This window comes from Saccharothrix ecbatanensis (genome assembly GCF_014205015.1).
Lineage (GTDB): Bacteria > Actinomycetota > Actinomycetes > Mycobacteriales > Pseudonocardiaceae > Actinosynnema > Actinosynnema ecbatanense.
Map to the genome: position 1 here is coordinate 1,534,723 of NZ_JACHMO010000001.1, position 21,791 is coordinate 1,556,513.

At 71.9% G+C, this 21,791-nt stretch carries 21 protein-coding genes; 15 read left to right on the top strand and 6 right to left on the bottom strand.

Going from position 1 to position 21,791, the window contains the following annotated elements; all coding sequences use genetic code 11:
* Positions 1-76: 76 nt before the first annotated feature.
* Genes F4560_RS06775 through F4560_RS06815 form a run of 9 tightly spaced genes read left to right on the top strand, consistent with a single transcriptional unit; the run spans position 77 to position 9,820 of the window.
* Positions 77-910, top strand: coding sequence for a DMT family protein (locus tag F4560_RS06775; RefSeq protein WP_184917666.1), 834 nt, complete (start codon positions 77-79; stop codon positions 908-910).
* Entirely contained in the window at positions 907-1,854 is a 948-nt protein-coding gene (locus F4560_RS06780; protein ID WP_184917669.1) for a polysaccharide deacetylase family protein, read from the top strand. The genes F4560_RS06775 and F4560_RS06780 overlap by 4 nt, the downstream gene beginning before the upstream one ends.
* Positions 1,854-3,044 (top strand): O-antigen ligase family protein, encoded by a 1,191-nt coding sequence (locus tag F4560_RS06785; RefSeq protein WP_184917672.1) that lies wholly within the window; start codon positions 1,854-1,856, stop codon positions 3,042-3,044. The genes F4560_RS06780 and F4560_RS06785 overlap by 1 nt, the downstream gene beginning before the upstream one ends.
* Before the next feature lies 1 nt (position 3,045).
* Complete coding sequence (locus F4560_RS06790; protein ID WP_184917675.1) at positions 3,046-4,089, top strand: glycosyltransferase; 1,044 nt, start codon at positions 3,046-3,048, stop codon at positions 4,087-4,089.
* Positions 4,086-4,964, top strand: a complete 879-nt coding sequence (locus F4560_RS06795; protein WP_184917678.1) for a YveK family protein — start codon at positions 4,086-4,088, stop codon at positions 4,962-4,964. Before F4560_RS06790 ends, F4560_RS06795 begins: the two co-directional genes overlap by 4 nt.
* A gap of 17 nt (positions 4,965-4,981) precedes the next feature.
* Positions 4,982-6,223 carry a glycosyltransferase family 87 protein gene (locus tag F4560_RS06800; RefSeq protein ID WP_221483372.1) on the top strand — a complete coding sequence of 414 codons (1,242 nt, stop codon included), beginning with the start codon at positions 4,982-4,984 and terminating at the stop codon, positions 6,221-6,223.
* Positions 6,220-7,641, top strand: a complete 1,422-nt coding sequence (locus F4560_RS06805) for an oligosaccharide flippase family protein (RefSeq protein WP_312868659.1) — start codon at positions 6,220-6,222, stop codon at positions 7,639-7,641. The genes F4560_RS06800 and F4560_RS06805 overlap by 4 nt, the downstream gene beginning before the upstream one ends.
* Positions 7,638-8,711: a glycosyltransferase gene (locus F4560_RS06810; RefSeq protein ID WP_312868661.1), complete on the top strand. Its 1,074-nt coding sequence runs from the start codon at positions 7,638-7,640 to the stop codon at positions 8,709-8,711. Before F4560_RS06805 ends, F4560_RS06810 begins: the two co-directional genes overlap by 4 nt.
* Entirely contained in the window at positions 8,708-9,820 is a 1,113-nt protein-coding gene (locus F4560_RS06815) for a glycosyltransferase family 4 protein (protein WP_312868662.1), read from the top strand. The genes F4560_RS06810 and F4560_RS06815 overlap by 4 nt, the downstream gene beginning before the upstream one ends.
* A gap of 155 nt (positions 9,821-9,975) precedes the next feature.
* On the opposite strand, the gene F4560_RS06820 is transcribed toward F4560_RS06815, so the two are convergent.
* Together F4560_RS06820 and F4560_RS06825 are read right to left on the bottom strand one after the other, a co-directional pair.
* Positions 9,976-11,301, bottom strand: coding sequence for a putative glycoside hydrolase family 15 protein (locus F4560_RS06820; protein ID WP_312868664.1), 1,326 nt, complete (start codon positions 11,299-11,301; stop codon positions 9,976-9,978).
* A gap of 26 nt (positions 11,302-11,327) precedes the next feature.
* Positions 11,328-12,734 carry a sugar transferase gene (locus tag F4560_RS06825; RefSeq protein WP_312868666.1) on the bottom strand — a complete coding sequence of 469 codons (1,407 nt, stop codon included), beginning with the start codon at positions 12,732-12,734 and terminating at the stop codon, positions 11,328-11,330.
* A 344-nt stretch (positions 12,735-13,078) separates the two neighbouring features.
* On the opposite strand from F4560_RS06825, the gene F4560_RS06830 reads away from it, so the two are divergent.
* Together F4560_RS06830 and F4560_RS06835 are read left to right on the top strand one after the other, a co-directional pair.
* Positions 13,079-13,906, top strand: a complete 828-nt coding sequence (locus tag F4560_RS06830; protein WP_184917690.1) for a glycosyltransferase — start codon at positions 13,079-13,081, stop codon at positions 13,904-13,906.
* Positions 13,906-15,228: an FAD-dependent oxidoreductase gene (locus F4560_RS06835; protein WP_184917693.1), complete on the top strand. Its 1,323-nt coding sequence runs from the start codon at positions 13,906-13,908 to the stop codon at positions 15,226-15,228. The genes F4560_RS06830 and F4560_RS06835 overlap by 1 nt, the downstream gene beginning before the upstream one ends.
* Here F4560_RS06835 and wecB read toward each other — a convergent pair.
* Positions 15,131-16,354, bottom strand: coding sequence for a non-hydrolyzing UDP-N-acetylglucosamine 2-epimerase (wecB, locus tag F4560_RS06840; RefSeq protein ID WP_312868670.1), 1,224 nt, complete (start codon positions 16,352-16,354; stop codon positions 15,131-15,133). The two genes, F4560_RS06835 and wecB, sit on opposite strands and share 98 nt — an antisense overlap.
* A gap of 232 nt (positions 16,355-16,586) precedes the next feature.
* Between wecB and F4560_RS06845 the strand changes: the two genes are divergently transcribed.
* Together F4560_RS06845 and F4560_RS06850 are read left to right on the top strand one after the other, a co-directional pair.
* Positions 16,587-17,540, top strand: coding sequence for a lysyl oxidase family protein (locus F4560_RS06845; protein WP_184917696.1), 954 nt, complete (start codon positions 16,587-16,589; stop codon positions 17,538-17,540).
* 111 nt (positions 17,541-17,651) lie between these two features.
* Positions 17,652-18,521: a serine/threonine-protein kinase gene (locus F4560_RS06850; protein WP_184917699.1), complete on the top strand. Its 870-nt coding sequence runs from the start codon at positions 17,652-17,654 to the stop codon at positions 18,519-18,521.
* Here F4560_RS06850 and F4560_RS06855 read toward each other — a convergent pair.
* Both F4560_RS06855 and F4560_RS06860 read right to left on the bottom strand, forming a co-directional pair.
* Complete coding sequence (locus tag F4560_RS06855) at positions 18,484-19,266, bottom strand: alpha/beta fold hydrolase (RefSeq protein ID WP_184917702.1); 783 nt, start codon at positions 19,264-19,266, stop codon at positions 18,484-18,486. The two genes, F4560_RS06850 and F4560_RS06855, sit on opposite strands and share 38 nt — an antisense overlap.
* A gap of 30 nt (positions 19,267-19,296) precedes the next feature.
* Positions 19,297-19,962: a winged helix-turn-helix transcriptional regulator gene (locus F4560_RS06860; protein WP_184917705.1), complete on the bottom strand. Its 666-nt coding sequence runs from the start codon at positions 19,960-19,962 to the stop codon at positions 19,297-19,299.
* Positions 19,963-20,097: 135 nt separating this feature from the next.
* On the opposite strand from F4560_RS06860, the gene F4560_RS06865 reads away from it, so the two are divergent.
* The gene (locus F4560_RS06865; RefSeq protein WP_184917708.1) at positions 20,098-20,826 is read left to right on the top strand and encodes a DUF8737 domain-containing protein; all 729 of its coding nucleotides are present in this window, start codon (positions 20,098-20,100) and stop codon (positions 20,824-20,826) included.
* Here F4560_RS06865 and F4560_RS06870 read toward each other — a convergent pair.
* Positions 20,729-20,962 (bottom strand): hypothetical protein, encoded by a 234-nt coding sequence (locus F4560_RS06870; protein WP_184917711.1) that lies wholly within the window; start codon positions 20,960-20,962, stop codon positions 20,729-20,731. The two genes, F4560_RS06865 and F4560_RS06870, sit on opposite strands and share 98 nt — an antisense overlap.
* A 148-nt stretch (positions 20,963-21,110) precedes the next feature.
* Between F4560_RS06870 and F4560_RS06875 the strand changes: the two genes are divergently transcribed.
* Entirely contained in the window at positions 21,111-21,740 is a 630-nt protein-coding gene (locus F4560_RS06875) for a dienelactone hydrolase family protein (RefSeq protein ID WP_184917713.1), read from the top strand.
* The last annotated feature ends 51 nt before the right edge of the window (positions 21,741-21,791 follow it).

Genomic DNA, 21,791 nt, shown 5'->3' on the forward strand with positions numbered 1-21,791 from the left:
GTCCTACGCTCGCCCTCCGATATCGGGATCACACCGACCGCGTCCGCGCGCCGGATGTCTCCATGGGAAGAGTCGCGTGACTGGTTACCTCGAACTCGCCGCGTCCGCGGTGCTCTACGCACTGGGCATCGTCGCCCAGTCGGTCGCCTCCCGGCGGGCCGACGAAGGCGGCGGCGGACTCGGGCTGCTCGCCCGGCTCGTCCGGGACCGGCTCTACCTGCTGGGCTTCGCCGGCCAGGTCGGCGGGTTCGCACTGGCCTTCCTCGCCCGCGCCGAACTCCCGCTCTACCTCGTCCAGGCCGGCTCCTCGTGCGCGGTCGGGTTGGCCACGCTCTTCGGCATCGCCGTCCTCGGCTGGCGGGTCCGCACGGTCGAGGTGGTCGTCCTCGTCGTGATGGCGACCGGCCTGGTGCTGCTCGTCGCGGCGGCCACCCCCTCGGCCGCGCACGACGTCCCGCAGGGCCTCGGCATCGTCCTCTTCGGACTCCCGCTGGTCGCCCTCGCCCTGGTCCAACGACGGATCAACGGAGTGGTGCCCCTGTCCGTGGCGGCCGGGCTCACGTTCGCCGTCGTCGCCATGACCAGCCGCACCCTGGCCGACGAACCGTTCCTCACCCTCCCGCTGTACCCGTTGGCGTGGTTGATGATCGCCGCCGCCCTCGTCGGCCAGTCCTACCTCGCCCTGTCCCTGCGCCGCGGCTCGGCCACCTCCACCGTCGCCACCATGGACGCCACCACGGTCGTCATCACCTCCGTCATCGGCATCGCCGCCCTCGGCGACCGGATCACCCCAGGCCGCGAGTTGTGGGTCGTGCTCGGCGTGGGCCTGGTCGTGTCCGGTGTGCTGCTGCTCGGCTCCGCCGACCGGTTCGCCAAGACCACCAAGGACTCGGCACAGGTGTCCGGATGAGCACCGCCAGCGTCTCGCTCGACCTCGACAACCTCTGGGCCTACCTGAAAACACACGGCAACCCCGAGTGGGAACGCCGCCCCAGCTTCCTCCCCACCGCCGTGCCGAGACTGCTGGAAGCCTTCGGCGCCAACGGCCTCACCACCACGGTCTTCGTCGTCGGCGCGGACGTCGAACGTGACGACGGCGCAAAGGCCGTCGCCGACATCACCGCGGCCGGCCACGAGATCGCCAACCACTCCTACGGCCACGAACCCTGGCTGCACCGCTACTCCCGGAGCAGGCTCGAAGCCGAACTCGCCCGCACCGAGCACGCCATCATCACGGCCGGCGCGCCCCGGCCCACGGGCTTCCGCGGGCCGGGCTTCAGCGTCACGCACACCCTGCTGGAACTCCTCGCCGAACGCGGCTACCGCTACGACGCCAGCACCCTGCCCACCTGGATCGGCCCCCTGGCCCGCGCCTACCACAACCGCACCGCGCCGACCGGCGGCGACCGCGACCTGTTCGGCGGCTTCTCCCGCGTCCGCGCCCCGAACGCCGCCTACCGCTGGCGCGTCGGCACGGGCCTGGTCGAACTGCCGGTCACCACCATGCCGCTGCTGCGCGTCCCCATCCACGGCTCCTACCTGCTCCAACTGCACCAGGTCTCACCCCGCCTCGCCCGCGGCTACTTCACCGCCGCGCTGCGACTGTGCCGGGCGCGCGGCGTGCAGCCGTCGTTGTTGCTGCACCCCACGGACGTCCTCGGTGCGGCCGAAGCACCGGGCATGGAGTTCTTCCCCGGCATGGCGGTGCCCGGCGCGCGGAAGGTCGAGTTCCTGGGCTGGGTCCTCGGCGCCCTGCGCGCCCACTTCGACGTCGTCGGCACCGGTGAGCACGTCCGCCGGCTCGAAGCGAGCCTGCCCGAGCAGGACACCGGACTGCTGGCGCGGTGCGGCTGATGACCTGGCGGTTGACCTGGTGCCGCGACGGGCACTGGCTGCTGCGGGCCTTCGCCTGCGTCGCGGTGTTCGCCGCACCGCTGGAGGGTTACCTCCTCCAGGCACACGGCCAACTCGCCAAACTGCCGCCCGCCCTGCTCGTCGTCACGTGGGTCGTGGTGCGGGTGCGTCAACGCCGTGCGCCGGAACCACACCCGGTGCACGCGGTCCTCGCGCTGTTCGCCGTCGTGCTGCTGGTGTCCTCGGCGTTGCACGCGGGCGGCCCGTACGCGGCGGAGTACCTGCTCCGCTGGCTGCCGTTCCTGCTGGTCACCGTGGTCCTGATCGACGTGGTGGCACGCGAGGTGCCGATCCGCGCGATACTCGCGGCCACCGTCGCCGGCGCCGTCGTGGCCGCACTCGGCGGGCTCCACAGCCTCCTCGCGGCGGGCGAGACGCGGGCGACCGGTCCGCTGGAAGACCCGAACGACCTGGCGTACTTCCTGGTCGCCGCACTGCCGCTGTTGGTCGCCCTCCGCCGCGGAGTAGTCGTGGCAGCGGTAGTGCTCGTCGCAGCCGCGGCGGCGACGTTCTCCCGGGGCGGCGCACTCGCCCTCACGGCCGTGGTCGCATGGCTGTTGGCCCGCCGCGCGTTGCCGCTCAAGGCTTTGACGGCCGCCGCGGCGGCGCTGACGGCACTCGGCGTGGCGGCGGTCCTGTTCGCCGGACCGGAGCTGGACCGGGCGATCAGCGAGAAGTCCCACATCGCCGGGACCAATGTGGACACCCGCGAGCTGCGCTGGCAGGCCGCCGCGCGGATGGTCGCCGACCACCCCGGCCTCGGCGTCGGACCGGGCGGGTTCCGCGCCGGGTACCCGGCCGCCTCGCACAACGCCGAGATCGACGAGCAGACCCCGGTCGCGCACAGCATGTACCTGGAGGTCGCGGCGGAACTCGGTGTGCCGGGGTTCGCGCTGTTCGCGGCACTCCTGGCGCTCACCGCCGTCACCAGCGAACGGGTGCGGCGCGTCACGACCGATCCGGTGCCGATGATCGCGGTCCAGGCGTCTCTGATCGCGGTCGTGGTCGCCTCCACCTTCCTGTCCCAGCAGTACTACCTGCCGTTGTGGTCGCTGGTCGCGGTCGTGGCCGCGGCCGACCTGCGCCTGAGGAGGACGAGCGACGTTGCGTGTGCTCCACGTGATCAGTGAGATGGGTACCGGCGGGGCCGAAGCCCTGGTCGCCGGCATGGCCCGATCGGGCACGCAGTTCGGCTGGCAGTCGGCCGTCGCCAGCGGCGGCGGGCACCGGGCCGAGGCGTTGCGCGCGCTCGGCGTGCCGACGTTCACCGTGCCGGTGGCCGAACGCAAGGCGTCCGGCGTGCTGCGCGCGACCACCGCGACCAAAGCCGCGATCCGCACGTTCCGGCCGGAGGTCGTGCTGGCGCACAACGTGTCAGCCAGCCTGGTCGCACGGCTCGCCGTGCTGCCGCGCCGACTGCCGCTGCTGACCGTGTTCCACGGCGTGGCGGAGTCCGACTACACCGGCGCCGCCCGCATCCTCAAACGCACCTCGCGCACGGTCGTCGCGGTGGCCGACGCGACGGCCGACCGACTCCGCGCGGCGGGAGTCGCCGACCCCGTGGTGATCCCGAACGCCGTGTTCCCCCAGGCGGAACGGGTGAACCGGGCGGCGGTCCGGGCCGTGCACGGCGTCGCGCCCGACGTGCCGGTCGCGCTGTGCCCGGCCCGGTTGGAACCGCAGAAGCGGCACGACGTGCTGCTGGACGCGTGGGCGAAGCTCGGCGGCGACGCGGTCCTGTGGCTCGCGGGCGACGGCAGCCGCCGGGACGTGTTGCGCCTGCGTGCGGCCGAGTTGGGCATCCAGGACCGGGTCCGGTTCCTCGGCAACCGCTGCGACGTGCCCGACCTGCTGGCCGCCGCCGACGTCACCGTCCTCACCAGCGACTGGGAGGGCATGCCGATCGCGGTGCTGGAATCGCTGGCCGCCGGACGCCCGGTGGTGGCGACCGATGTGGACGGTGTGCGGCAGGCGCTGGCCGGTGGCGGCGGCATCCTGGTGCCGCGTCGAGACCCGGGCGCGACGGCGGAAGCGTTGCACTCCTTGCTGTTCGACGCCCGCGCACGAGCCGAGCTGGGCGAGGCGGGGCGTGAATCGGTGCGGCGGCAGCACGACCCGCGCCTGCTGATGCGGTCCTACGACGAGCTGCTGCGCACCGCGATCGGAGCGTCATGAGGCTGCCGGGCCTACCGCTGAGAATCAGCCTCGGCGTCGCGCTGCTGGTCGCCGTGGTGGTGCTGATCGTGGTCGAGATGCGTGGCGAGGAGTACCAGAGCCGGGTTGGCCTGCTGGCCGTGGCGAGCGACAACTCCGCCGAATCGGGTCACGCCCGGTACGGCGAGGTCGTCGCCCTCTCGCTGCCCGCGCTGGTCGAGGTGTCGCGCAGCCCGTCCGTGCTGCGCGCTCCGGCGCAGGAGCTGGGCACCACGATCGACGACCTGGCCCGCCGCGTGTCGGTGGAGCTGGTGCCCGCGTCCGGTCTGGCCCGGCTGTCCGTGCGCGCGCCGACCGCTGACGAGGCCGCGCAGGCCGCGACCCGGATCGCGCAGGCCGTGGTGGACGTCGACCTGCTCGCGCCCGCCGCCCGGCTGCGGGTGCTAGACCGACCCGAGACCACGCGGACCGCACCCGACCGGCCGTTGGCGTCCGGTCTCGCACTGGTCGGCGGGGTGATCGCGGGCCTCGCCGCGTACGCCGTCGCCCACCTGCGCCGGACCCGTCCCGCTGACCAGGTCCGGGCGGCGTTGACGGCCGGTGGCGTGCGGCACCCGGTCGCGGTCCTGCCCGACGACGACCCCGGTCTGGCGCAACGGCTCGCGGTGCTGTGCGAGGCGTCGGCACGGCCTGCGCGCGTGGTGGCCGTGGTCCCGGAACTGATCGCACGTGCCGACGAGTTGGCGGCCGAACTGCCGGACAAGACCGGTGAGCCCGGTGACGGTGACGCGGTGATCGCGGTCGTGCCGGCGGACAGCAGGCGACAGGACGAGTTGGCGACCGTGGTCGGCGCGCTGCCGGCCGTGGCGACGGTGGTGGCGGTGGTGATGTGTTGACTTCGGTGAAGCCTCGCTTGGGTAAGCGATCCGGCCTCGCGGCCGTGGTGGCGCTCGTAGGCGCGGTGGCCGCGTGGCGGGCGCTGCGACCGTCGTGGGAGGTGCCGCTGCCGACCCGGGCGAACCTGCCCGAGGAACGAATGCAGGACTTCAGGGACGCGCTGTACTTCCCGATCCGCGAGTTCCTGGCCGGCGGCAACCCGTACCACCCGGCGACGATGTTCGAGCACTGGCCGGTGCGGCAGAACTTCAACCTCTACCAGCCGTACCACCTGCTGCTGCACGCGCCGTTCGCGCTGCCGGGGTACCGGGTGGGCGCGGTGGCGTTCGCGCTGGCGTCGCTGGTGTTGCTGATCGCGCTGGCCGTGCTGGCGGCGGGACGGCTGCGCCCGCACGTGCCGGTGGCGCTCGGCACGGCGGTGATCGCGACGCTGCTGGTGCTCAGCCAGGTCGGCAAGGCGCAGCTGTACGTCGGCCAGGTGAACCCGCTGATCGCGCTCGGCGCGGCGGGTGCGCTGCTGGCCCGGCGGGACGCGCCGAAGTGGGCGGCGATCGCGTTGGCGTTCGCCTGGCTCAAGCCCCAGTTCGGCCTGCCGCTGGCGGTCCTGCTGTTCGTGCGCGGGTCGCGGCGGGTGGCGTTGGCCGGCACGGCGATCGCGGCGGTGGCGAGCCTGGTCGTCGTGGTGCCGCTGATCGTGCGCGGTGGCGGGGTCGGGCCGTTCCTGGACGTGATCGCGGCGAACCTGTCGCACGCCAACCAGACCGCGTACGGCGCGGTGGACTCGATGACCGCGCAGCGGGTCGACTTCGCGGCAGTGTTCTACCGGGTCACCGGGTGGCTGCCGAACGGCGCGGAACTGCTGGCGCTGATCGGTGTGCCGGCGGTGAGCGCGGTGCTCGTGAAGCGGCTGGACCAGATGGGTCAGCCGGCCGCGGCGGACCTGCTGACGTGCCTCGCGGTGGTGGTCGCCGTGGTCCACCAGCCGGGCGACGTGCTGATCGCCGTGCCGTCGTTGGCGGCGGTGGGTGTCGTGTGGTGGAAGCGCCGGTGTGAACGTGACTGGCGGCTCGGGCTGTCCGCGGTGCTGCTCCTGGTTCCCTTTGCGCACTTGCACTTCGTCAACGTGGCGATTCGAGACCTGCTGGGCACGCGGGTCGACGTGACGGTCGACGGTGTCGCGGTCGTGGCGGCGTGGCTGCTGTTGGTGGTTTTCGCGGCTACCCGTCGTTGCTCGCGCGTCGGCACGGTGCGGGTGTGACGGCGGTAGGTCAGCGGGCCGTCCGCGGCTCGCTGTGGCTGTTCCTGGTCAACCTGGTCGGCAAGGGCACCCAGATGGGCGTCACGCTGGTGCTGGCCGCGTTCCTCACGTCCGAGGGCCTGGGGCTGGTGGCGCTCGCGGTGGCGCTGGTGAACATCGGTCAGGTCGTCCAGTCGATGGGCGTCTACGACGTGGTCAGCCGCACGGACCGGGACCCGCGCCGGGTGGCGGGGACGTTGCTCGTGCTCAGCGCGGGTGTCGGTGTGGTGCTGGCCCTGGGTTTGGTGCTCGCGGCGGACGGGATCGCGCGGGCGTTGGACGCTCCCGACGTCGCGCCCATGGTCCGGCTGGCGGCGCTGAGCCTGCCGTTCTCGGCGGTGGCCGGGGTGCAGATGGGGCTGCTGCACCGGGACCTGGACTTCCGCCGTCGCCTGCTGCCGGACGCGGGCGGCGCGGTGCTCGGCGCGATCGTGACGATCGTCCTCGCGGTGGTGGGCGCCGGGCCGTACGCGCTGGTCATCGGTCTGTTGTGCACAGCCGTGGCCCAGCCCGTGCTCGGTGTGGTGGTCGGGGTTCGGGTGCGTCCGGTGTGGGACGCGGGTGCGGCGGCCGAGGCGTTGCGGTGGATCGCGGTGGTCGGGCCGGGCGCGCTGGTGGCCGTGCTGCTGATCAACGTGGACTACCTGGCGATCGCCCGGGTGCACGGGCCGGAGGCGGTCGGCGTGTACTCGTTGGCGTACCGGATCGCGTGGGTGCCGTACATCCTCGTGGCGGTGGTGCTCGGCGGTGTGGTGCTTCCGTTGTGCGCGCGGATGATCCGTGACGGTCAGGAACTGTCCGATGTGGTCGGACGGTTCACGGTGGCCGTGCTGGCGGTGACCGGTGGCCTGTACGCGGTGACGGCGGCGTTGGCGGACCGGGTCGTGGTGTTCGGCGCGCGGTGGTCCGAGGCGGCGGCGCCGTTGGCGCTGCTGTGCCTGTACGGCTTGGGGATCAGCCTGCTGCACGTCTGGTACCAGGTGCTCAAGGCGGCCGGGCACGCCCGCCGTTACCTGGCGTTGGAGGCGACCCACCTGGTGCTGCTGGTCGGCGGGCTGCTGGCGTTCACCCGGCACGGTGTGGTGGCGGTCGCGCTGGTCCAGCTCACGACCGCGTGGGTGGTGGTGCCGTGCACGTGGCGTGCGTTGGCCCGGCGTGGGCTCGGCCCGCCGTTGACGGCGCTGGCGAAGGGTGCGGCGGGGGTGGTGCTGGCGGCGGGGTGTTGTGCGGCGGTGGCGTCGCTGCTCGGTGACGTGTTCGGGCCGCCCGGCTCGGTGGTGGGCGTGCTGGCCGAGGGGGCTGTGTTGGCGGTGGTCTGCGGTGTGGTCGTGCTGGCGGCGAACCGGGAGGTGGTGCGGCGGTGGAGGTCGTGCACGTGAGCCAGCCCGTGACGGCGGGTGTGGCGTCGGTGGTGCTGGAGTTGGCCGAGGCGCAACGGGCGCTGGGGTGGTCGGTGGCCGTCGTGTGCCCGCCCGGTCCGCTCGCCGAACGGGCGCGAGGGCTGGGGGTAGAGGTGCGTGAGTGGCCGGCGGGTCGGCAGCCCGGCATCGGGACGGTCGCGGAGGTGGTGCGGCTGCGGCGGATCCTGCGCGATCTCGCGCCGGACGTCGTGCACCTGCACAGCTCCAAAGCCGGTCTGGTCGGGCGGCTGGCGGTGCGGGGGCGGCGGCCGACGTTGTTCCAGCCGCACCTGTGGTCGTTCCAGACCGCTACCGGCGTGGTGGCGCGTGCGTCCCGGGCGTGGGAACGGCTGGGGTCTCGGTGGACGCACCAGCTCGTGTGCGTGAGCGACGACGAACTGGCGGTCGGACGGGCCGCCGGCGTGGCAGGGCCGGCGGAAGTCGTGTGCAACGGCGTGGACGTCGACCGGCTGCGCCCCTCGGATCGGGTCGCCGCGCGGTGGCGGTTGGGGCTGCCGGACGTGCCCACGGTGGTGTGCGTGGGTCGGCTCGCGCCGCTGAAGGGGCAGGACCAGCTGCTCGCGGCGTGGCCGGAGGTGCGGGCGAACGTGCCGGACGCGCGGTTGGTGCTGGTGGGTGACGGACCGATGGGCGAGCGGTGGCGGGCGGACTGCGACGACGAGTCGGTGCGGTGGTGGGGGCACGACGACGCGGTCGCCGACTTCTACGCCGCCGCCGACGTGGTCGTGCTGCCGTCACGGGCGGAGGGGATGGCGTTGGTGCCGTTGGAGGCGATGGCGTGCGGGCGTTCCGTGGTGGCGTTCGACGTCAGCGGGGTGCGGCAGAGCGTCGGTGAGGCCGGTGCGGTGGTGCCGGACGGTGACGTCACGGCGTTGGCCGACGCGGTCGTGGCGCGGCTCCTCGATCCCGCGCTGGCCGAGCGTGAGGGTGCGCGAGGGCGGCGGCGGGTGGAGCTGTTGTTCGACCGGCGGCAGGTGGCCGACCAGATCGCGACCCTGGTGGACAAGCTCGTGGTGGGTGCCCGGTGACCCGGCTGCGGATCGCGTACCTGCTGACGCAGGACAGCGGGGGACCGGTGGACGTCACCGTCCGGCTGGCGCGGGCGTTGCTGGCGACCGGTGAGGCGGACGTGCGGGTGTTCGGCCCGGTGCCGCGCCGGGGTGCGGAGGCGGTGGCCGGGTACCACGAGCACGTGGAGGTCGGCGACAAGGCGGACGTGCGTGCGGGGCGGCGGGCGAGGACGGCGTTGCGGGCGTGGGAGCCGGACGTCGTGCACGCGCAGGACCGGCGGGCCGGGCTTGTGGTATCGGCGCTTCGTTTGCGGCACAAGGTGATCCAGACCTATCACGGTGTGCCGGATGACGTGGGGGAGGCGTGGTTCCGGGGCGTTCCGGGTGCCGCGCGGCCCTCCGCTTACACGCGGACCGTGCTGGCGGCTGATGCCATGGTGGCGCGTGCCGTGCACCGGACGGTCGTGCCCGCGCGGGAGATGGGCCGGTTCCTGGCGACTCGGCTGCGGGTGCCGTCGAACCGGGTGACGCACATCGACAACTGCGTCGAGCCCGCGCACGTCCACCTGCCGGTCGGTCCGGTGCGGCGGCTGGTGTTCGTCGGCCTGCTGGTGGACCGCAAGGGGTTGGCGACGTTGCTGGCGGCGTTGGCGCGGCCGGGGGTGATGCCGGCGGACGCCACGTTGACCGTTGTGGGTGACGGTCCGGAGCGGGCGAGGGTGGAGGAGCTGGCGCGTGCGTTGGGTGGCCGGGTGACGTTCCTGGGGTTCAGGGCCGATGTGCCGGACTTGCTGCGGCACCACGATGCACTGGTGCTGCCGTCCACGATGGAGCAGCAGCCTTTGGTGGTGGCCGAGGCGATGGCGGCAGGCAAACCGGTCGTGGCGACGGACACCGGTGGGGTGGCCGACATGCTGGGTTATCCGGGTAACGGTGCCGCGCTGGCCGCGCCGGGCGACATCGACCAACTGGCCGCGCGGTTGCGCGAGTTGTTCGCCGACCCGGACCCGGCACTCATTGGAAAGCGGCTCGCCGAACGGGCACAGGAACGCTTCGCCCCGGACGTATGCGCCCGCCACCACCTCACCCTCTACCGCGAACTCACGGGTCGGGGGCCGGCGGTGTAGTGGTGTTGAACGCTGAGGTCCGCCGGCGCAGGGTGTGTCGGATGGGTTGGGCGGGAGCTGGCGGCGCAGGGTGCGTCGAACGCACCTGGGTTCCGGTGGTGCGGGGCGCGCCGAACGCGCAGCGCCGGAGCCAGCGGTCTAGGAGCGCGTCGAACCTACGAGGTGGGGTCCGGAGGTGGGGGCGGGGTCGTTGTGTCCGTCGTGGTCGGCGGTGTGGTGGTGGTTGGAGCTGGTGTGGTGGTGGGAGGGGTCTTGGGCTTGACCAGGATCACGGCGTCCCCTGCCGCCACGTTCATCGTTGCCGGTGCGGCGCCTCCTCCGTCGAAGTTCACCAGGCCCTCCGGCGGCGTCACCGAGGCGTCCTTCCCAGTCGGGTTCACCGCCACGTACCCGCCGGTGAACCGCCGGTCCCACACGCCGGACGGCAGCCGGTTCGCCGTCTCGGTCGCCTCACCCAGCGCGGAGTCCTGGTAACGCGACCAGTCAGGGTTGCGGTAGTCGTGGGTCATCGCCCCCGACCAGCAGGTGAACGGGCCGGCCAGCAGCGCTGCGGTGGCATACCCGACCCGTTGCTCCCGATCGCCCTTGGTCCGTGTGATCAGCAAGAGCCACGACTCGCCGAGCGCGGCCTGTGAGCGCAGTTCCTTCCACTCGTTGCCCTTGAAGGTGAGAAGTTCACCCGTACCGGTGTCACGGAGTCCGAAGTTCTCCTCCATCGCGCCGTCGTACCGCGAGTGCGCCGCCCACCGACCGGCCGTGAGGTGGGACTCGGACACGTTCGGGATGAGGATCTTCCCAGCTTGGTGCAGGGCGTCACCGGCGGTGGTGAGGAACTTGTCCATGCCGTCGCGGATGATCCGGTCCGACTCGGCCGCGTTCGCCGCGCCCTTGAGCACCGCGGACGAGTAGTGCTTCAACGTGCTGAAGTCGTTGTCCGCCAGCACACCGTCCCAGCCCTCGCGCACCACCTCGGCGGTGACCGCGTCGCTCCACGCCTTCTGATAACCCGGTTCCCACACCGTCATCTGCCAGTGCTTCGGGTAGCTCTTCCACTCGATGCGCGAGCCCGACGTGTCCACCGCGAACCACTGCGGGCTCTCCCGCTGGGCCTTGAAGTAGCCGATCCCGGTGGGCAGCAGCGGCGCGTCCTGGTCGCCCTCCACCGCACCGGGGTAGTTGCGCGCGCTGGCGAAATCCTTGTACACCAGCACTTTGATCTGCGGGTTGAGCTGCTTGAGCCGCCGCAGCGACACCGTCTCGGTCGCGTTGAGCACCACCAGGCTGTAGTGCCGCGCCGCGAACGTTATGTCGTCGGGCGTCGGCGGCTCGCCGATGCCGTACCACCAGCCGCACGGCGCCAGCGGCTTCGGCAGCGGTCCGAGCGGGCTGACGGGCGGCACGAACTTGGTCGCGGACGCGTCGACGGCGGTGCACGCCGCGCTCGGCAGCACGAACACGGCGGCGCACAGCAGGCCGAGCACTCGACCGCCAAGGCCATGTCGTCGGTTCAGTGATTCCTTCGGCACAACAGCTCACCCACCGTCTGCAACAGGATTTTGACGTCCAGCCACAACGACCAGTTGGCTATGTAGTAGTTGTCATATCGAGACCTGTCGACAATCGACGTGTCACCCCGCAGCCCGTGCACCTGCGCGAGTCCGGTGAGTCCCGTCGGAACCCGGTGCCTGGCCCAGTACAGCTCGTGGATAGCCGAAAACTCGCGGACGAAACCCGGGCGTTCGGGACGCGGTCCGACGATGGACATGTCGCCTCGGAGGATGTTCCACAACTGGGGGAGTTCGTCCAACGAACTGCCACGAAGGAATCGTCCGACTGGTCCGACCCGGCGATCTCCTACCACCGACCAGGTGACTTGGGAATCGTCTTCGCCGTTCATTCTCACGCTGCGCAGTTTGTAGAGCACGAACGGCTGATCGTCCATCCCGACCCGGACCTGGCGGAAGATCACCGGCCGGCCGCTCTCCAGCAGCACGGCCAGCGCGCACAGCGCGATCACCGGCGCGAGCACGACCAGCGCCACGGCGGCCAGCAGCACGTCCATGCCGCGCTTGACCCACCAGCTCGGCCTGCTGGTCGGCGCGGTGCCGAGCCGCATCAGCGGGTAGCTGCGCAGCCGTTCGATGTCCGGCCCGTCCTGGTACAGCTCGAACATCCGGGGCACGACGAGCGTGGTGCAGCCCAGTCGGTGCGCCGTGATCGCGGAGTCGACCACGGAAGACTCGCGGGCGTGGGAGAACGCCAGCACCACCGTGCCGACACCCAATCGGGTGATCGCGTCGCCCAGGTCCTCGTCCAGCAGGTCCACCGGCAGGGCGGAGCGGTCGAGGGCGGGCTCCGGGTCGACGAACCCGACCGGGCGCAGGCCGAACTCCGGGTGCGCGATCATCGCGCCGACGAGGTCGACCCCGACCTTCCCGGCGCCGACCACGATCGTGCGGTCGCAGCGGTGGAACTTGCGGCGGCACCAGCGGCCGAAGGCGAACACGCCGAGCCGGGACGGTTCGCTCAGCGCGGCGAAGGCCAGCACCGACCACTGGGCTGTCGCGGTCGCCTCCGGTGGGGCTTGGCCGAGCAATCCGACCAGGGTGACCAGGGCGAACGCCACGGCCGTCGCGCCAACCGAGCGCGGCAGGTCGTGGAACCACGAGAGCCACAGACGCCGGCGGTAGAGGCGGCACGCGGCCCGCATGCCGAGCAGTGACGCCGCGACCACCGCCGTCCACCCCGCGTCCGGCGCGAACCGAGTGGCCACCGCGGCCACCGCCGTCACGTCGACCGCGACCAGTAGCACCGCCACCGCGTTCACCCGTCGGAGGAGGTCCGGCCGTGACACCGCCCGCGCCCTAGGGTGCCGCCACCGCGACTCCAGCGGCGAGGTCGTCGCCGATCCCACCCCGTTCACCTCGGACCGCCCTTGCCAGGGCCCGAGCTCGTCCCGTCCACGCCACACCACATTCGGACGACGTCCTTCCCAACCGCGAACTCGATTTTGGTCACCCGTTCGAGACCATTCGAACGGGAATCTCCGGGTACTTCGTGTGCACTTAGAGTGATTACTCGGCGTCCCTTCACTCTTTCGGTAAACGCTGTTCCTCTTTCCGGTGATCTTCAGGCCCGTTCTTCGTGTGAATTCATCCTGCCGTGCAACCAGATACCGTCGGGGGTGGTCGAATCTAGTCCCGGTGCGCAGGCGAATAATTCTGGCCCGCCATCCACCATCCAGTGAAATGGGGTCCATTGACCGTCGACGAAGGCGCACTGCGCACAGCTTCGGAACAGGGCGGACCGGCCCTTTCCGGCAGCAAGCGCACCCACGCCCGAGCCCACATCGTGCTGCCCGCCTACAACGAGGCCGCCTCCCTGCCGCCACTGCTGCGTCGGCTCGCGGAGGTCGCGCTCACCGAACAGCTCACCGCCTGGGTCGTGGACGACGGCTCGTCCGACGGCACCGCCGAGGTCGCCATCGCCGGGGTGCCGGGCCTCGACGTCCGGCTGGTCAGCCACGCGGTCAACCTCGGCCTCGGCCAGGCCGTCCAATCAGGGCTGCGCGCCGTGCTGGCCGAAGCGGGCGAGGAGGACGTGGTCGTCGTGATGGACGCCGACGACACCCACGACCCGAGCATGATCCGGCAGCTGGAGAGCGAGATCGCGGCGGGCGCGGACGTGGTGATCTGCTCCCGGTTCGTGGCCGGCGGGGACGACGCGACCGCTCCCGCGCTGCGCCGGCTGCTGTCGCGGGGCGCCGCGGTGCTGTTCCGCCGCGTGCTCCGGGTGGAGGGCGTCCGCGACTTCACCAGCGGCTTCCGCGCCTACCGCGTCAGCCTGCTGACCCGTGCCGCGGACCACTGGGGCGAGCGGCTGATCGAGGAACGCGGGTTCGCCTGCATGGTGGAGCTGCTGCTCAAGCTCCGGCACTGCCGGCCGGTGGTCACCGAGGTGCCGCTGACCCTGCGCTACGACCGCAAGCAGGGCCCGAGCAAGATCAGGATCGCGCGCACGGTCGGGCAGTACGTGAAGCTGCTGGTCCGCGACCGGCTCTCGCCCGCGCCGTACCGGGCGCTGTGATGGGGCCGGTGGGCCACGGGCACGTGGTGGTGGTCGGCGGTGGCATCTGCGGCCTGGCCACCGCCCACCGGCTGGTGCGCGAGGGCATCCCGGTGACGCTGCTGGAGGGCAGCGACCAGCTCGGCGGGCTCGGCACGTTCTTCCCGTGGCGCGACCGCTGGATCGAGCGGTTCTACCACTGCGTGATGCCGACCGACGACCACCTGCTCGGCCTCCTCGACGAACTCGGCCTGCGTGACTCGATCGGCTGGCGTCGCACCCGGATGGGCATGGTCGTGGACGGCCGGAGCTTCCCGTTCAACACGGCGCTGGACCTGCTCAGGTTCACCCCGCTGGGTGTGCTCGACCGGCTTCGGTTCGGCGTGGTCTCGTTGCTGCTGCGCCGGTTGGGGCGGGGCAAGGACCTGGACGGCACGCGCACCGAGGACTGGCTGCGCGGGCTCTACGGCGACCGGGTGTGGGAGCTGCTGCTGGCGCCGCTGTTCGGGGCGAAGTTCGGCGCGCGCTTCGGCGACGTGCCCGCGCTGTACCTGTGGCAGCGCCTGGGACGTGAAGGGGCCGTGTCGGTCCGCGGGTACCCGGAGGGCGGCTACCGGGCCGTCATCGACGCGTTGCGGGCGTCGATCGAGGACGGTGGCGGCGTGGTGCGGCTCGACGCGCCGGTGCGGCGGATCGGGGTGGACGGCGGCGTGCGGATCGAGCTGGACGGCGGCGAGGTCGTGTCAGCGGAACGGGCGGTGTCGACGTTGCCGCTGCCGTTGTTGCGGCAGCTCGCGGACGACGACCTGGCCGCGCGGCTGCCCGAGGTGCGGCTGCCGTACCAGGGCGTGGTGAACGCGCTGTTCTTCCTGCGCCGACCGCTGTCCGGGCACTACTGGACGCCCGTGGTGCGGTCCGGCGCCGAGTTCGACGGGCTGATCCAGATGACCCCGCTGGTGGGCGTGCGGCCCTACAGCGGGTGGCACCTGGTCTACGCGATGCGGTACACCGACCGGGAGTCCCCGCTGTTCCGCGAGGACGACGCGGCGATCGCGGCGCGGTGGACGGCGCAGCTGCTGGAGCTGCACCCGTCGTTGCGCGCCGAGGACGTGGACGACGTGCGGGTGTTCAAGGCGCCGTTCGTGGAGCCGGTGTACCCGCTCGGGTACCTGGCCCGACGCCCGCCCGTGGTGGTCGACGGCACGCCGTTGCTGCTGGCGACCACCGCGCACGTCTACCCGGAGGTCACGAGCTGGAATTCGAGTGTGGGACTCGCGCGGCGGGTCGTCGGGATGCTGGCGGAGGCACCACAGCGGGTTCCCGGCCAGGGGATTCCAAGCTGAGGGCGCCGTGGACCGGCTCGCCGCCGACGAGGTGCCGCAGCGCGGCGGCGATCCGGACCGACGGCGAGCCGGTGCCGTAAGGGGACGGGATCTGCTCCAGGCGTTCCCGGTGGCCGGGCACGTCTTCCAGCCACCGCAACACCTCCGTGCCCATCCTCGGGCCGGGTGGCACGAGGGTGCCGAACGTGCCCTCGATCTCCGGCCGCTCGGTGCTGCGGCGCACCACGACCACCGGCCGCTTGAGCACGCTCACCTCTTCCTGGATGCCGCCGGAGTCGGACACGACCACGGCGGCGCACCGGGCCAGCGCCAGGAACGCCGGGTACGCCTGCGGTTCCACCACCCTGAGCCGGATCAGCAGCGACGTCAGCCCGAAGCCCGACACCCGCTTGGCCGTGCGCGGGTGCAGCGGGAGCACCACCGGCAGCGGCAGCCGGTTCAGCTCGCGCAGGATCGTCTCCAGGGTGACCGGGTCGTCCACGTTCTCCGGCCGGTGGATCGTGGCGAGCACGTAGCCGTCGCGTTCGAGCCGGTGCGAGGCCAGGACCCCGGCCTCGGCGTCACGCCCCGGCAGCGCGGCGACGAGGGCTTCGACCACCGTGTTGCCGGTGATCGCGATCCGCTCCTCGGGGACGCTCTCGGCGAGCAGGTTGGTGCGGTTGAGCGGGGTCGGCGCGCAGCACAGGTCGGCGAGGTGGTCGATGGCCACCCGGTTGTGCTCCTCGGGCATCGCCCGGTCGAAGCTGCGCAGGCCCGCTTCGACGTGCACCAGCGGGACGTCGTTAGCGTTGGCCGCCAACGCCCCCGCGAGCGCGGACGTCGTGTCGCCCTGCACGATCACCGCCCGCGTCGGGTGCTGCGCCAGCACCTCGTCCACCGCCGCCACGGCCGCTCCCAGCTGCGCGCCACGGCGTCCGCCGCCCACGTTCAGCTCGTGGAACCGGCCCGGACGGCCGATGTCCTGCCGGATCCGGTGGTACATCGCGGTGTCGTAGTGCTGTCCGGTGTAGACGACCGTCGCGTTCGTCCCGATCAGCCGGATCAGCGGAGCCAGCTTGATCAGCTCCGGCCTGGTGCCGCACACCATCGTCACGGCGCCGAGAACTCCCTGGTCGATCGGACCCACCTCCAGTAGCGGATGACGCGCGCCCGGGCGCGATCGCGGTGAAGGCTAGGGCCAGCCCGCCCGATTTCCCTTGTACCTCAGTCGATCGAGTGAACTTGGCGCGTGATGTCCCGGTGGTGCCGGGGTACTTGAGTAGGTTCTTCCGTGGATCTCTCCGGCATTCGCCGACGTCGCCCGACGACCGCACGCGAACTGCGCGGACGCGCACGACAAATCAGACGGAAAGAGGACAATGGTGCGGAGATACGTGGCCCTGGTCGGCACGGCGGTGCTCGTGGCCGTGTCGGTGGGGCCGTCGCACGCGGCCGCGGGGGACATGGCTCTGCTGCCCGATCTCCGGCAGGCGCCGGTGGGGTGCGCGGGCGGCCACACGGTCAGCCCGTCGCGGTGCGTCGACTGGGACGTGTGCCTGGTCGCCGACCCGTCCGCGCCGAGCGGGCCCTGCGTGACGGGCGTTCCGGCCGGCGCGGTCCGGTTACGCTTCACCTCGGCGGTGGAGAACATCGGCGACGGCCCGCTGCTGGTCTACGGCACGCGCAGCGACACCGGTCAGCCGCGGATGACGTCGAGGCAGGCCTTCCAGTCCGCTGTGGACGGTTCGATCCCGGCGTCGTACGAGCAGGCGCAGCACGCGTTGCCGGCGGCGATGTACTACGAGCACGCCCAGGCGCACCAGCACTGGCACATGCTCGACTTCGAGCACTTCCAGCTCCGCACCCCGTCGGGGACCACGGTGGTCACCGACCGCAAGAACGGCTTCTGCCTGGGCGATCGCTACCGGACGGTAGGCCGGCTGCCGAACCGGCCGGCCGACGACGGCAGCCCGGCCGCGGAGTTGGCGAAGGTGCTCTGGGCGAACCGGTGCGGCCACCACGCGCCGGAGGCGTTGAGCACGGTGCAGGGCATCTCGGTCGGCTACGGGGACGACTACGTGTACGCGGTCGACTTCCAGTGGCTCGACATCACGGCCGTGCCGTCCGGCACCTACGACGTGGTGAACGTCGTCAACGGCGACCGGTCGCTGGTGGAGAAGTCCTACGCGAACAACGCGTCCTCGATCGCGATCTCCGTGCGGTGGCCGGGTGGCGCCCACAACCCCCCGGCGCAGATCACCGAACCACCGCAGGTCCGGCTGCTGCGGAGCTGCCCGGGTCAGGAGCGCTGCGCCGGTCGGATCCTCTACTGACCGCCGTTCCCTCCCACTCCACGCCGCCGGGTCGTTTCGGTCGGCGGGTTTGTCGACGCGCAACCGGGGGAACTCGGTGGCGTCCCGACCGGTGACACGAAGGGCGTGGCCATGTCGTTGACCACTGAGAACCGGGTGCTCGCCGGCCGCTACCGGTTGGACGGCAAGCTCGGCGCGGGCGGAACGTCCGAGGTCCACCGGGGCTGGGACGTGCTGCTCCGGCGGTTCGTCGCGGTCAAGCTGTTCGACTTCCGGGGTGACCCGGTGGGCGGCCGGCGGTTCGACAACGAGATCCGCACGCTGGCCGCCTTGTCGCACCCGGGGTTGCTGTCGGTCTACGACGCGGGCACGTGCGGCGGCCAGTCGTTCGTGGTGTTGCAGCTGGTCGAAGGGGTCACGCTCCGGGATCGGCTGACGCAGGGGACGCTGTCGGCGACGCACGTCCGCGCCCTCGGCCACCGGATCGCCGACACCCTCGCCCACGTGCACGAACAGGGTGTCGTGCACCGCGACGTGAAGCCGTCGAACATCCTCCTCGACCGGACCGGCGCCCCGTACCTGGCCGATTTCGGGCTGGCCCGCTCCCTCGGCTCGACCAGGATCACCAACGCCAAGCAGGTCGTCGGCACCGCCGCCTACCTGGCCCCGGAGCAGGTGCGGGGTGAGGACGTCGGACCGGCCGCGGACGTCTACGCGCTGGGGCTGGTCCTGCTGGAATGCCTGACCGGCTACCGCGAGTACCAGGGCAAGCGGATCGACGCCGCGGTCGCCCGGCTGCACCGCCCGCCCGAGATCCCCCGGACCCTCCCCGCCGACCTGATCCGGCTCCTGTCGCTGATGACGTCACTGCCCGCCCGTCGTCGTCCCACGGCCGCGCGGTGCGCCGAGCTGCTGCGCGCGGCGGGCAGGCCGGCGCCCGTGCGACCGGAGAGCCGGGGCCACCTCAGAGAGCGTCCAGGAACCGTTCCACCACGTCGGTGAACTCGTCCGGCCGTTCGAGGTTCGGCATGTGGGCCGCGCCGGGGATCACCGCGAGCGTCGACCCCGGGATGGTCCGGTGCATCCGCTCGGCCACCGCGACCGGGGTGAACTCGTCCTCCTCGCCGACCACGACGAGCGCGGGCACGGTGGCGCGGGACAGGGAATCGAGGTAGTCGGGCCGTTCCGCGCGCCCGCGCACCGCCGCGGCGGCGCCTTCCGGTGACGTGCCGCGCATCATCCGCAGCACGTGGGCGGCGACGTCGGGCAGGGCTTGGACGTTGTGCGGAGAGATCATCTTGTCCAGCACGTCGTCGGAGTAGGGCCCCATGCCGTCACGGAGGAAGCTGTCCGCCACCGCGTACCGGACTTGACGCCCTTCCGGCGTCTCGGCGTCGGGAGACGTGTCCACGAGGATCAGGGCGCGGACGCGCTCCGGGCGGGCGCGGTGCGCCTCCATGACGATCTGGCCGCCCATGGACAGCCCGCACAGCACCACCCGGTCCACGTCGAGGCGGTCGAGGAGACCGAACAGGTCGTCGGCGAACACGCTCAGCGGCGTCTTGCCGGGCACCACCGTCGTCTCGCCGTATCCACGCAGGTCGGGCGCGATGACCCGGTAGCGGGAGCTGAGGCGTTCGAGCTGTGGCTGCCACATCGAGCGGTTGAACGGGTGGCCGTGCACGAACACGACGGGCACGCCGCTGCCCTTGTCCTCGTAGGCGATGTCGATCTCGTTCACGCGCATGTGTCCCCCGGTTCGCTCGACATTTGAAGCCTAGGTCTCCGGAACGGGGGCCGGCTCAGGGGTGGTGATCGAGTCGAGCAGGCGTTCCACCGCGTCGGCGTCGCCGGTGACGGTCAGGGTTCCGGCGGCGATCGCGTCACCCGGGCGTTGCCGGTGCACCATCAGACCCGCGAACGTCCGCGGATCGGTGTCGATCACCGCGTCGGGCGCGGCGGCCTCACCTCGGACGATGGTGAGGTGGCCGGCGGCGACGCGGATCGAGAACGCGTCCTCGCCGAGGCGCAGCGTGTAGGACGCGTCCAGGCCGGAGTCCGGGTCGTGGCCGCTGCGCAACGCGAGCATGAGCGCGTCGACGCCGACAGCCGCGGTGAGGTCGCGCAGGGGGGAGCGGGAGCCCCACTGGGTGAGCTGGATGAGGACCTGCTCGAGTTCCCGGCCCCAGTCGGTCAGCTCGTAGACCTGGGAGGCGGCGGGCGGCGGCAGCTTGCGGCGGCGCACGACACCGGTCCGCTCGAGTTCGCGCAGGCGTTGCGACAGCACGTTGGGGCCGGCTTGGGGCAGGCCCACCCGCAGGTCGGTGAACCGCTTGGGGCCGAGCAGCAGCTCGCGGACGACGAGCAGGGCCCAGCGTTCACCGACGAGGTCGAGCGCGTGCGCGGCCGAGCACGCCTGGTCGTAGCTGCGAGCGGTCGCCATGACCCCACTCTACCAGCGGTAGTCCTAAAGTCGTACTACTAGTAATTAAGCTAGGACTAGTTGATACTCCTCGGCAACCGCATGCGTTCCGGGGGTGTCCCGTTCGCGTCAGGTCGTGCCGATTGGGGTTGCGTCATGGTTTTCGTGACTGTGCTGGTGGTCGTCACTTCGGTCGTGTTGGCCGTGGCCGTGGCGGGTGTGTTGTCCCGGCGGGCAGGGTTGGTGCTGGCCGGGTGGCTCGTCGTCACCACCGCCGTGGCCGCTTCCGGGCTGTACGCGGACGACCCGTGGTTGGGCGTCGGCGTGGCGGTGCCGTTGGTGGCGGGGTTGTTCGCGTTGCGCCTGCCGTGGGCCACGACCGGTCTCACGCGCGACCGTGCCGTGGCGCTGCTCGCGGCCGTGCAGACGACGCGGCTCGTGGGCGCGGCATTCCTGGTGCTGCTCGCGGCGGACCGGCTGCCGCCGGGGTTCGCGCTGCCGGCCGGGCTCGGTGACGTGCTGGTCGGGCTGCTCGCGCCCTTCGTCGCCTACGCGCTGTGGCGACGGCCGAGTCGGCGGGCGCTCGGTGTCGCGTTCAACGCCTTGGGGTTGCTCGACCTTGTCGTGGCCATCCCGCTCGGGCTCCTGCACGCGCCGGGACGGCTTCAGCTGATCTTCACCGAGCCTTCCGCCGAGCTCATGGCGTTGCTGCCGATGGCGCTCGTGCCGACGTTCATCGTGCCGGTGGCCATCGTGCTGCACGTCGCGTCGTTCCGGCTCCTGGCGGTCAGCGCTCCTCCTCCACGTGCATCGCGTCCTGTTCCGGCCCCCTCGGGTAGCTGGAGCCGGCCTCGTCGGCGATGGCCGTCGGCTCGTCGTCCGTGAGGTCTCCGCCGCCGTCGTGCGCGGTGTACTGGGGGCCGGCGGCGTCGGTGGCGCGTTGCCGGCGGTGGTCCTGGCCGGTGTCCCGCCGCAGGTCCAGCTCTTCCTGCTGTTCGGACACCGATCGTTCGTCAGCCATGGGTGGCTCCTTCCGCTGGGACCCGCTGGGACCTTCCGATGAGACACGGACGGGTTACCCACCGGGCGGCCGGTTTCCGCGTTCGAGCCGCAGTCGTTTGCCACGCGGTGTGGTGGTGAACCCGGAAGGCATGACGAGGAGCGGCACGATGGCGGTGTCGGTGGACGCGTGGGGCGTCGACCTGGCCGCCGACCTCGGTGTCCCGGACGAAGCCGCGGGCGTGGTGGTGTTCGCGCACGGTTCGGGCAGTTCACGGCACAGCAGCCGGAACCGGGCCGTGGCGGAGTCGCTGCGGCGGGACGGGTTCGCGACCCTGCTGTTGGACCTGCTGAACGAGCGTGAGGAGCAGGAGGACCGCGTCACGGGCCGGCTGCGGTTCGACATCGGGCTGTTGGCCGAGCGGGTGGCGGGCGCGGTCGAGTGGACGTCGCGGCGAGAGGTGACGCGAGGGCTGCCGATCGGGCTGTTCGGCGCGAGCACCGGCGCGGCGGCGGCCCTGGTGGCGGCGGCGGGGACGTACCTGGTCAAAGCGGTGGTGTCGCGTGGTGGGCGGCCGGATCTGGCCGGCCCCGCGCTGAGCCGGGTGCGTGCGCCGACGTTGTTGGTGGTGGGCGGTCAGGACGAGCAGGTGCTGGACCTTAACCTGGCGGCGGCGGAGCAGTTGGCGGTCACCCACCGGATCGAGGTGGTCGAGGGCGCCACGCACCTGTTCGAGGAGCCGGGCGCGCTGGAGGAAGTCGCACGCCTCGCCGGCTCGTGGTTCCGCGAACACCTCTGACGCCTCTAACACCTCTGACGCCTCGAAAAACCAGTGGAGCGGCGCCGTTGT